The sequence below is a fragment of the Ruegeria sp. AA3 genome (assembly GCF_056542905.1).
The window spans coordinates 169,276-179,915 of sequence record NZ_JBQGAQ010000010.1; the positions used below are offsets into that span (position 1 = coordinate 169,276).

Sequence of the window (10,640 nt, forward strand, 5' to 3'; positions counted from 1 at the left end):
GACGGGGGTCGATCTTGTCACGAGCGGAGTTGCCCCCGGATCGCTTACCAGTCTTCGCGGATCACAACGCGGGTCTTGATCGGCAGCTTCATCGCAGCCAGGCGCAGGGCCTCGCGGGCGATGTCGTCATTGACGCCGTCGATCTCGAACATCACGCGGCCAGGCTTGACCTTGCATGCCCAGCGGTCGACCGAACCTTTACCTTTACCCATACGAACTTCGATCGGCTTTGCAGTAACCGGAGTGTCGGGGAAGATGCGGATCCAGACACGACCCTGACGCTTCATGTGACGCGTCATGGCACGACGTGCAGCTTCGATCTGGCGTGCGGTTACACGCTCAGGCTCAAGAGCTTTCAGGCCGTAGGTGCCAAAGTTCAGATCAGAGCCGCCTTTGGCGAGACCCTTGATCCGGCCTTTGTGCATCTTGCGGAATTTAGTACGCTTTGGTTGAAGCATATCTTTCCCTCCTTAACGACGACCGCCACCAGCACCACGAGGTGCAGGGCCGTCCTGGAGTTCCTGTGCTTTACGGTCACGTGCTTGTGGATCGTGCTCCATGATCTCACCTTTGAAGATCCAGACCTTGATCCCGATGATCCCGTAGGGAGTCATCGCTTCGGCATGTGCGTAATCGATGTCGGCGCGCAGGGTGTGCAGAGGCACGCGGCCTTCGCGATACCACTCGGTCCGTGCGATTTCAGCGCCGCCCAGACGACCAGCGACGTTCACCCGGATACCCAGGGCGCCCATACGCATGGCGTTCTGAACCGACCGCTTCATCGCGCGGCGGAACGAGACGCGGCGCTCTAGCTGCTGAGCGATGGACTCGGCAACCAGCTGCGCGTCAAGCTCGGGCTTGCGCACTTCGACGATGTTCAGGTGCAGTTCGCTGTCGGTCATCAGCGCAATTTTCTTGCGCAGAACCTCAATGTCCGCGCCTTTCTTGCCGATGATGACACCCGGACGTGCGGTGTGGATCGTTACGCGGCACTTTTTGTGCGGACGTTCGATGATCACACGGGCAACACCGGCCTGCTTGCACTCTTTGTTGATGAACTCACGGATTTTCAGATCTTCCAGAAGAAGATCACCGTAGTCCTTGGTATCTGCGTACCAACGGCTGTCCCAGGTGCGGTTGACCTGCAGGCGCATGCCGATCGGATTGACTTTATGACCCATTAGGCTTGCTCCTCAACTTGACGCACCTTGATGGTGATCTCCGAGAACGGCTTCAGGATTTTCCCGAAACGGCCACGGGCCCGCGGGCGACCGCGCTTCATGACCAGGTTCTTGCCAACCCAGGCTTCGGCGACGATCAACTCGTCGACATCCAGGTTGTGGTTGTTCTCGGCGTTGGCGATTGCAGACTGCAGGCACTTCTTGACGTCCTGCGCGACACGCTTGTTCGAGAAAGTCAGATCGGTCAGAGCCTTCTCAACTTTCTTGCCGCGGATCATCTGCGCAACCAGGTTCAGTTTCTGCGGGCTGGTACGGAGCATGCGCGTTTTCGCCATTGCTTCGTTTTCGGCCACGCGGCGGGGGTTCTTTTCCTTGCCCATGACTTACTTCCGCTTCGCTTTTTTGTCTGCGGCGTGACCGTAATAGGTCCGGGTCGGCGAGTATTCACCGAACTTCTGACCGATCATGTCTTCCGAGACGTTGACGGGGATATGCTTATGGCCGTTGTACACACCAAAGGTCAGACCCACGAACTGGGGCAGAATGGTGGAACGACGCGACCAAATCTTGATGACTTCGTTGCGGCCCGACTCGCGCGCTGCTTCGGCTTTTTTCAGCACGTAAGCATCGACGAAAGGACCCTTCCAAACAGAGCGAGACATGAATTAACGTCCCTTCTTCTTGGCGTGCCGTGAGCGGATGATCAGCTTCTGGGACGCTTTGTTCTTGTTGCGGGTACGCTTACCCTTGGTGTCCTTACCCCACGGTGTAACCGGCGTACGGCCACCCGAGGTACGACCTTCACCACCACCGTGCGGGTGATCGATCGGGTTCATTGCAACACCACGAACCGACGGACGAACGCCTTTGTGGCGCATACGACCGGCTTTACCGAGGTTCTGGTTCGAATTGTCGGGGTTGGACACGGCACCAACGGTGGCCATGCATTCCTGACGGACCATGCGAAGCTCGCCCGAGCTCAGACGGATCTGAGCGTAGCCGCCATCGCGACCAACGAACTGAGCGTAAGTACCCGCCGCACGTGCGATCTGACCGCCTTTGCCGGGCTTCATCTCGATGTTGTGGACGATGGTACCAATGGGCATGCCCGAGAACGGCATTGCGTTGCCCGGCTTGATGTCGGCCTTGGCGGATGCCACGACTTTGTCACCAACAGCCAGACGCTGCGGAGCCAGGATATATGCCTGCTCACCGTCTTCGTATTTTACCAGTGCGATGAATGCGGTCCGGTTCGGGTCATATTCGATCCGTTCGACGGTTGCCGCGACATCAAATTTATTCCGTTTGAAGTCAACGATCCGGTAGAGACGCTTTGCGCCACCGCCGCGGCGGCGTGAAGTGATCCGTCCGGTGTTGTTCCGGCCGCCCGATTTGGTCAAACCCTCAGTGAGAGACTTGACCGGACGTCCTTTCCAAAGCTCCGAACGGTCGATCAGCACCAGCCCGCGCTGGCCCGGCGTCGTCGGCTTGTACGACTTGAGTGCCATGCTTTCTGTCTTCCGTTTAGCAAGTGCAGGGGGTTTCCCCGCTATGTGATAGGCCCCCGTAGGTGCCAAGGGTATAGGGCCCCGAAGGTCCCCAGTTGCAAATATCAGAGGCCCCGGAACGAATCCGAGGCCGCAAGATTGGGAGCGTTTAGCAGTGTTGGGGGTGGGTGTCTACACCTTCATCCAAGATTGCATAATCTTTCTTTTTTGATCCTTGCAATACGGCTGGCATTGGTTTTAGCCATCTGCCTTCATCTCGGTATCGATCATGATTGTGATCGGCCCTGTTGAGAACGGTCCAACACCGAATTCCGTATGATCGATCTCACCCGTTGCCGAAAAGGCCACCCAATCACCCGCGTAATATTCGATGGCGCTGCCCAGCGGGTGCTCGCCCTGATGGGTCAGCGTTGCCTTCAGGGTCACGGGCTTGGTCACGCCGTGGATGGTCAGGTCTCCCGTTACATCTGCCGTGCTATCTCCGGTGCGCTTGATTTCGGTGCTGACGAATGTGATCTCGGGATAGGTTTCGACCTCGAAGAAATCAGCCGACTTAAGGTGATCATCCAAAGGCCCAAACCCTGAAGCCAGGCTGTTGGTATCAATCGTCACGTTCAGCGTCGAGGCCTCCACATCGTCGGCATTCAGGTCCAGCACACCGTCTACTTTGGTGAACTCGCCATGCTGGTTCGAGACACCTGCGTGGCTCCAACCAAACCTGACTTCGGTATGCCCCTGATCGGTTTTATAAGTCTGCGCAAAGGTCGGTGTTACAACAACGGTCAAGGCAGCGGCGGCAATCATAGACTTAAAGGTCATATTCGTATTCCTTTCATCCGATGGGCACTGGAATGTAGATGAATTTTCATCTAATTAAGTCAGACCAAGACTGCAATCAGAAATAAGGCAAACACGAAGTTGTGAAGAACGATCTGCCAACAGAATTTGAGACAGAAATCTGGGTCGCAATGAATCGGGCTACCAGGCGCATCCAGTCTGACATCGGCGCGGCGCTAAAGGATGCCGGGTTTCCACCTTTAAAATGGTACGATGTGCTTTGGTCACTTGAACGGCACGGGGGTCAGTTGCGTCCGTATGAGCTTGCTCAGGATACCATATTCGAACAGTCGAACCTGTCCCATCTGAGCAAACGGCTCATGGCGGAGGGATTGTTGGAGTTCATTGAATCTGATAGTGATAGACGTGGAAAAGTTCTGAAAGTTACCGAAAAGGGACGGGATTTACGAAAACGCATGTGGTCCATCTATGGCCCTATGCTGCACGAAAGATTACGCGCCTTTGGCAAGGTCGACGGATGGCGGACATTCATCGAAGCGGAACAGGATCAAGCCGGTCCAGACTGAAAGGTCTCAGTTTGCCTGCATAGGCTAGCACCGCACATTGGCGCACAAAAAAAACCGCATTCGCCGAGGTCTTAATCTTTCTCCAAAGGCGGGTTCGATCAGAGCCCGGTGGACACGTTGAAGGTGTTACCCTCTTCCAAGGTCACATATGCTTTCTCGATGTCTTTCCGACGGCTCAACTAGCCGCAAAACCTACCATCACCCATAAAGCGCACGGGCTTCGGCGAAGGACAAAAGACGACGACTTTGCTCGTCCCACAGATGTAGGCGCGCGTTGGCGAGGCTTTCTCGGATGGTCATCTGGTTGCTGTTTGCCAATTCATCATGATCGCGCAGCACTTCGGTCAGGCGGTAGAACGGGATGCGGCTGTACAGATGGTGCACGTGGTGGATGCCGATATTGGCGCTGAACCACTGCAACACCGAGGGCAGGATGTAGTGGGAACTTCCGTGCAGGGCAGCTTCGTGCAGTTGCCAGTCTTTATCGGGATCCCAGTGCGTGTCCTCGAATTGGTGCTGGACGTAGAACAGCCATACGCCTGCGGTTGCGGCAATCAGGGTCGAAGGCAGGAAAATCAACAAGACCGGCATCAGGCCGCCAAAATAATAAACAGCCAGCAAAGCAGCCAGAATGACCACGTTGGTGCCCATCGCACTGACCCAGAACCTGAAGCTGCTGGTCAGTCCAAGCGGAAGGCGGTTCTGAAACAGGAACAAATAGCCAGGGCCAAAACCGAACAGGGTTATGGGATGGCGATACACACGATACCAGAACCGGTTCATTGGCGTCTTCGCCTTATACTCGGCCACCGTCAGCGTATGGACATCGCCCATGCCGCGTTTGTCCAGATTGCCCGAGCTGTTGTGATGCGTGGAATGCGTACGACGCCAGACATCATAGGGTGTCAGCGTAAACACCCCGATCACCCGCCCGACCCAGTCGCTGACCGCCCTGTTTTTGAAGAACGCCCCGTGCCCGCAATCATGCTGGATCGCAAACAGCCGCAGCAGGAAGGCTGCATTGAGGGCCGAAATCGCAAACGCCAGCCAATAGCTGAGCGAAAGTGACAACCAGGACAGCGTCCAAAGCGCAAAGAAAGGGATGATGCTGACACCCAGCTCAAAGGAACTGCGCCACTGGTTCGGTTCGCGGTATTTGGCAAGTGTAGACACCCAATCCCGCGCCGCGGTCACATCCGGATTTTCCCGGGTCGAGTGAGAAAAGTTTGCCATACGCCTGCCATATCTTTTGTTTGTTGGGTACCGGATAGACTACCGGCCCGACTTAGCAAGCGATTTGTTCAAAACACGATCGTTCCGCGCTCAATTTTCTGTGTCGCTGCTAAAGAAAAAACCCCCGCTTTCGCGGGGGCCTTCATATCTCTCCAAAGACGGGTTCGATCAGAGACCGGTGGACACGTCGATGGTGTTACCCTCTTCCAGGGTCACATATGCTTTTTTGACGTCTTTGCGACGGCCCAACTGGCCGCGGAACCGCTTGACCTTGCCTTTGGTCACTGTGGTGTTCACCGCTTTGACCTTCACACCAAACAGAGCCTCAACGGCCTCTTTGATTTGCGGCTTGTTGCTGTCGATCGCCACTTCAAAGACAACCGCGCCGTTTTCGGACGCCATGGTCGACTTTTCGGTGATGACCGGCTTGCGGATCACGTCGTAGTGTTCTGCCTTCGCGCTCATTTCAGACGAGCCTCCAGTGCTTCGACAGCCGCTTTGGTGAGCACCAGGGTGTCACGCTTGAGGATGTCATAGACGTTTGCGCCCATCGACGGCAGGATATCCAGGCCTTCGATGTTCTTGGACGCTTTCAGGAACCCTTCGTTCACGGTCGCGCCGTCGATGACCAGAGCGCGTTTCCAGCCCAGGTTTGCAACCTGTTTGGCCAGAGCAGCGGTCTTGCCTTCGGCTTCGGCGTTCTCGATTACGACCAGTTCACCTGCCTTGGCTTTTGCCGACAGAGCGTGGCGCAGGCCAAGCTTTCGGAACTTCTTGGGCAGGTCGTGACCATGCGAACGAACCACGGGGCCTTTGTAGATACCACCACCACGGAAGATCGGCGCGTTACGGTCACCATGGCGTGCGCCACCGGTGCCTTTCTGGCGATAGATCTTCTTGGTCGAGTAGCTGGTTTCCGAACGAGTCTTCACCTTGTGGGTGCCGGCCTGCGCGTTGTTGCGCTGCCAACGGACCACACGGTGCAGGATGTCCGCGCGCGGCTCCAGGCCGAACAGGTCCGCATCCAGCTCGATGTTGCCGGCTTTGCCGCCGTCCAGTTTGATTACATCAAGTTTCATGCTTCACCACCTTCCGCGGGAGCTTCTTCCGCAGGTGCTTCGGTTGCAGCCGATTTCACAGCAGCCGGGAAAGGCAGGCCTTCCGGTGCTTTCTTCTTGACGGCGTCCTTGACGGTGACCCAGCCCGATTTCGGTCCGGGAACGGCGCCTTTGATGAAGACCAGACCACGGTCGGCGTCGGTTTTGACAACCTCCAGGTTCTGGGTGGTTACACGGGCAGCACCCATGTGGCCGGCCATCTTCTTGCCTTTGAAAACCTTGCCCGGGTCCTGACACTGACCGGTCGAACCGTGCGAACGGTGGCTGATCGATACACCGTGCGAGGCGCGCAGACCACCAAAGTTCCAACGCTTCATCGCACCGGCAAAGCCTTTACCGATCGAGGTGCCCGAAACGTCAACCTTCTGACCTTCCAGGAAGTGTTCTGCCGAAATCTCGGCGCCCACATCAATCAGGCCATCTTCGGAGACGCGGAACTCGGCCAGCTTACGCTTGGGCTCAACCTTTGCAGCGGCGTAGTGACCGCGCATGGCTTTCGAGGTGCGTTTTGCCTTGGCAGCACCGGCGCCCAGCTGAACGGCGGTGTAGCCGTCTTTGTCAGCGGTACGCTGTGCAACAACCTGCAGGTTGTCCAGGTGAAGAACGGTCACAGGGATCTGCTTGCCGTCTTCCATGAACAGGCGGGTCATGCCAACTTTTTTTGCGATAATACCAGAGCGCATAATCTATACCCTCCGATCTTACGACTGCAGCTTGATCTCGACGTCCACACCAGCAGCGAGGTCGAGCTTCATCAGCGCGTCAACGGTCTGGGGGGTCGGATCAACGATGTCGAGCAGACGCTTGTGCGTACGGATCTCGAACTGGTCGCGGGATTTCTTGTCAACGTGAGGGCCACGGAGAACCGTGAACTTCTCAATCTTGTTCGGCAGCGGGATCGGGCCGCGCACGTTCGCGCCGGTCCGCTTGGCAGTGTTGACGATCTCTTGCGTGCTGGCATCCAGAACGCGATAGTCAAATGCCTTCAGCCGAATACGGATGTTTTGGCTTTGCATATTAACAGCCTTTTTTAGGCGTTGAGGTTGAGAGGAGGACAGACGCGCATCGCCAACCCTCTTCGAACCCAAAAGGCGGGAATCACCCCGCCTTGATGTTCTTATTGAGAACTCGCGCGTATTAGTGGGGTTGGCGGGGTTTGGCAAGTGTATTCGTAATTAAGTCGGTTTCGAGAACAGATCTTTAGTTATTCTGTTTTTCCATCCATGTTTCGATCATCGCATCCCACTCTTCGACCGACATCGGCCTTTTGTTCTCAGATGGGTAATCTTGCCGGTACTCAAGAATTTCACTGGATCGTCTTGCCGCGATTGTTTGGGCGACAAACTCGGATGCGGCTCCTTCAAAAAAATCGCTGATTGGTGCGTTTACGTTCGCGCTATTGGTGAATATTGATGAGCGTTTGAAGATAGTTGCCGCGTAGTTGAAACTGTAACGACTTTTGCCCTCGGCACCACCCAACGTTAAATTGACCAGAGTCTGGACATCAAATGTCGCGTTGATTGCACATATACCGCTTGAGGTGCGAAAACCAAATGCTGACAACGTCGTAACAACTGTTTCGAAGTTTAGAAACTTCGGTTCATAATCGGGCACGAAAATTTCGTTCGCTTCGTAAGTCAGGTAAACTCGCGAACGTATCGACGATGAATTTGTCCAGCAATTGTCCGTAACTTCATCAGCGACTTTCAGAGTGCTGTTTCTAATGAGACCAAGTTCTCCACCCCAATTGACAGACTTAGGAATGTCATCAAAATCCTCATTCTGTGCCGTTGCAACTGAACCACAAAGCAGCGTTATAGTCGTCAACATCAATAGTCGGCTAAACGGAATTTTCATCACAATGCTTTCGCCTAAAAAGTGAAATGGTCTAGAACGTTTTTTTCAGAGTGGTGCGAGCAAGTCGAGGCCGACTTGATATTGACCGAAAAAAAGCCGCCCCGGTTTGGGACGGCTTGCTTTAGTCTTGTCGATGTGCCGGGCTGAAGCCCGGCCTACCGTGATTACTCGACGATTTTCGACACAACGACGGCGCCGACGGTGCGGCCGCCTTCGCGGATGGCGAAGCGCAGGCCGTCTTCCATCGCGATCGGCGCGATCAGCTTAACGGTGAAGCCAACGCTGTCGCCGGACAAAACCAATTCGGTGACGTCTCAGTTCCCAAAACCCACAGGCTAGTTCCTAACAAGCCATGGGGCTTCGACCTTCATGCCTTGATAGACCGCGTGCATGAAAAGGTGTGCAATCACAGGGTCATTTGAAAATGGCGAGAATTGCAGATTTCCCTCTCTGACATCGCCTTCCGCTTCATAGACCACCTCGTCGCCTTTAATCGTTACACGCACTTCGAGCTCCGCCAGCGATTCCGGATCGACGGCAGTAGGATCGTCCGACAAAATCACAAAGTCCGCGACTTTTCCAACTTCGATAGACCCTTTCTCCTCTTCTTCGAAGTGCTGCCATGCTGGCCAAATTGTCATGGCCTTCAATGCGGTCATGACATCAACCCTCTGATGCGGGCCCAAGATATCTCCGGAGCGCGTACGGCGCGTGACCGTAGCTGCAAGTACACGCATGCTATCTGGAAAGGCCACCGGCGCATCGTGATGCGTGCCGAACATCATGTCACGTTCACGCAACCAACCTGTGGGTGAGATGTTATCGGCGTTGACCGGTCCGACGGTATGATCTCGGTGCCAATCGCCCCAGTAAAACGTATGCATCGGGAAAAGCGACGGAAACACACCAAGGCGCTTAAAACTGGCGACCTGATCCTCTCGTAGGAACTGACCGTGAACCAGAACGGGGCGGTTACCAGGGTCGCCATACTTGATCTGCGCCTCTTCGAGCGCAGCAATCAACATGTCTGATGCCCCTTCACCGTTGGAATGCACAAGGATTTGAAAATCGTTCTCGTAACACCAGTTCACGGCGTCCTGGAGTTGTTCCATCGTTATGGCCGCATACCCTGCGTACCCCGCGGCATAGTTTCCAACCGGATCATAGTAGGGTCGATCCCGCAAAGCCGTGAAACCCTGCGGCGAACCGTCAATTGTCAGCTTGCAGCCCCCTACCCGAACCCTGTTATCATAATCCGTCGAGGTGTTCGCTCCAATATACTCCCTCGACTCGAGAACATCCGGAAACGCTACAACGTCGATAGGATGCCCTTCTTCGGCGGCAACTTTCCTGAGAACTTCGACGATTTCACCTGAGGACCGACCTTCTTGTCCGGTCGTATACCCAAACTTTGCCCAAAGTTCAGTCCCAGCTCGAGCAAACGCGGCAAGACCTTCCTCACCCAAATTCCCTAACATCGGCACGAGAACCGAAAAAAATGCGTACTCTTCCAGAACCCCATTTGGTTCCCCGGCCTCATCGCGTTGAATGACCCCACCCGGAGGGGCCTCAGAAGCAGCCGTGATGCCTGCCAACTCAAGCGCTTTCGAGTTTGCCACGCCTAGGTGTCCAGACTGATGAATAATGACGACGGGCAAGTCCTCAGACACCATGTCCAGCTCCTGTCGTGTCGGGTGACGGAGTTCCTTCAATTGAGCATTGTCGTAACCAAAGCCGATGATCATTTTGACCTGTTCAACGGCCTGCGCATTCTCCTCGGCCCAATCAGTCAGTTTGGATTGCAGACTGGCGATATCAATGACATCCCCGTCCGGTGGCGCAAGAAGGTTGGCGGACAATGCCTGCAAGCCTCCCATGACGACATGTCCGTGGCTATCAACGAACCCCGGAAGCATCGCGCGCCCTTCCAGATCATAGGTTTCGGTTTCTTCACCCTGATGCGCCGACAAGTCAGACAGCGACCCAACCGCAAGAATGCGCCCGTCTTTGACTGCGACAGCTTCAGCGGACGGAGCCGTATCGTCCATCGTAACGATGGGCCCTCCGAGATAGATCCTATCCGCAATTTCTTGTGACGATGCTGAAGTAGATGAGAAAGCAACTGCTACGACAAGACAAATTGAACGCGCCGAAAAGTGCATCTTATGACCTCTCTCTAATTGCAATGTCTCAATACGAAAGAAGTTAGCATTACTGTTCACTTAGGCAAAAACGAAAAAGGGCGTCCCGAGGGACGCCCTTTCCATCTGATCATTCGCTTGCGCGAATTACTCGATGATTTTCGACACGACGCCGGCGCCGACGGTGCGGCCGCCTTCGCGGATGGCGAAGCGCAGGCCGTCTTCCATCGCGATCGGC

15 protein-coding genes and 2 pseudogenes are annotated in these 10,640 nt (G+C 55.3%); 1 reads left to right on the top strand and 16 read right to left on the bottom strand.

Annotated elements, in window-relative coordinates:
- Window positions 1-44: 44 nt before the first annotated feature.
- The 6 genes from rplP to ACR0JR_RS17120 all read right to left on the bottom strand — a co-directional run bounded on the left by rplP (window position 45) and on the right by ACR0JR_RS17120 (window position 3,508).
- Window positions 45-458 (bottom strand): 50S ribosomal protein L16, encoded by a 414-nt coding sequence (gene rplP / locus ACR0JR_RS17095; RefSeq protein ID WP_010437070.1) that lies wholly within the window; start codon window positions 456-458, stop codon window positions 45-47.
- Window positions 459-470: 12 nt separating this feature from the next.
- Window positions 471-1,181, bottom strand: a complete 711-nt coding sequence (gene rpsC / locus ACR0JR_RS17100) for a 30S ribosomal protein S3 (protein ID WP_010437060.1) — start codon at window positions 1,179-1,181, stop codon at window positions 471-473.
- Entirely contained in the window at window positions 1,181-1,561 is a 381-nt protein-coding gene (gene rplV, locus ACR0JR_RS17105) for a 50S ribosomal protein L22 (RefSeq protein ID WP_008756532.1), read from the bottom strand. Before rplV ends, rpsC begins: the two co-directional genes overlap by 1 nt.
- Before the next feature lie 3 nt (window positions 1,562-1,564).
- Entirely contained in the window at window positions 1,565-1,843 is a 279-nt protein-coding gene (gene rpsS / locus ACR0JR_RS17110; RefSeq protein WP_010437056.1) for a 30S ribosomal protein S19, read from the bottom strand.
- A 3-nt stretch (window positions 1,844-1,846) separates the two neighbouring features.
- The gene (gene rplB / locus ACR0JR_RS17115) at window positions 1,847-2,689 is read right to left on the bottom strand and encodes a 50S ribosomal protein L2 (protein WP_008757664.1); all 843 of its coding nucleotides are present in this window, start codon (window positions 2,687-2,689) and stop codon (window positions 1,847-1,849) included.
- Window positions 2,690-2,926: 237 nt separating this feature from the next.
- Complete coding sequence (locus ACR0JR_RS17120) at window positions 2,927-3,508, bottom strand: YceI family protein (RefSeq protein ID WP_480457151.1); 582 nt, start codon at window positions 3,506-3,508, stop codon at window positions 2,927-2,929.
- A 149-nt stretch (window positions 3,509-3,657) separates the two neighbouring features.
- Between ACR0JR_RS17120 and ACR0JR_RS17125 the strand changes: the two genes are divergently transcribed.
- Window positions 3,658-4,053: a MarR family winged helix-turn-helix transcriptional regulator gene (locus tag ACR0JR_RS17125; protein WP_480457152.1), complete on the top strand. Its 396-nt coding sequence runs from the start codon at window positions 3,658-3,660 to the stop codon at window positions 4,051-4,053.
- 98 nt (window positions 4,054-4,151) lie between these two features.
- Here ACR0JR_RS17125 and ACR0JR_RS17130 read toward each other — a convergent pair.
- The 10 genes and pseudogenes from ACR0JR_RS17130 to ACR0JR_RS17175 all read right to left on the bottom strand — a co-directional run.
- Window positions 4,152-4,232: pseudogene (locus ACR0JR_RS17130) on the bottom strand (50S ribosomal protein L23); the annotation flags it as partial.
- A gap of 19 nt (window positions 4,233-4,251) precedes the next feature.
- A complete protein-coding gene (locus ACR0JR_RS17135; RefSeq protein ID WP_480457153.1) occupies window positions 4,252-5,286 on the bottom strand; it encodes a fatty acid desaturase in 1,035 nt (344 codons plus the stop codon).
- Between the two features lie 168 nt (window positions 5,287-5,454).
- Window positions 5,455-5,751 (bottom strand): 50S ribosomal protein L23, encoded by a 297-nt coding sequence (locus tag ACR0JR_RS17140; RefSeq protein ID WP_010437040.1) that lies wholly within the window; start codon window positions 5,749-5,751, stop codon window positions 5,455-5,457.
- A complete protein-coding gene (gene rplD / locus ACR0JR_RS17145) occupies window positions 5,748-6,365 on the bottom strand; it encodes a 50S ribosomal protein L4 (protein ID WP_010437039.1) in 618 nt (205 codons plus the stop codon). Before rplD ends, ACR0JR_RS17140 begins: the two co-directional genes overlap by 4 nt.
- Window positions 6,362-7,087, bottom strand: coding sequence for a 50S ribosomal protein L3 (gene rplC / locus ACR0JR_RS17150; RefSeq protein WP_170515968.1), 726 nt, complete (start codon window positions 7,085-7,087; stop codon window positions 6,362-6,364). The genes rplD and rplC overlap by 4 nt, the downstream gene beginning before the upstream one ends.
- A gap of 18 nt (window positions 7,088-7,105) precedes the next feature.
- Window positions 7,106-7,420 (bottom strand): 30S ribosomal protein S10, encoded by a 315-nt coding sequence (gene rpsJ / locus ACR0JR_RS17155; protein WP_008756422.1) that lies wholly within the window; start codon window positions 7,418-7,420, stop codon window positions 7,106-7,108.
- 184 nt (window positions 7,421-7,604) lie between these two features.
- A complete protein-coding gene (locus ACR0JR_RS17160) occupies window positions 7,605-8,261 on the bottom strand; it encodes a hypothetical protein (RefSeq protein WP_480457154.1) in 657 nt (218 codons plus the stop codon).
- Between the two features lie 164 nt (window positions 8,262-8,425).
- A pseudogene (locus tag ACR0JR_RS17165) lies at window positions 8,426-8,569 on the bottom strand (EF-Tu C-terminal domain-related protein); the annotation flags it as partial.
- Between the two features lie 27 nt (window positions 8,570-8,596).
- On the bottom strand, window positions 8,597-10,309 hold the full coding sequence (locus ACR0JR_RS17170; protein ID WP_480457155.1) for an amidohydrolase: 1,713 nt from the start codon (window positions 10,307-10,309) through the stop codon (window positions 8,597-8,599).
- A 240-nt stretch (window positions 10,310-10,549) separates the two neighbouring features.
- The coding region (locus tag ACR0JR_RS17175) for an EF-Tu C-terminal domain-related protein (protein WP_211330766.1) at window positions 10,550-10,640 on the bottom strand (91 nt) is incomplete at its 5' end.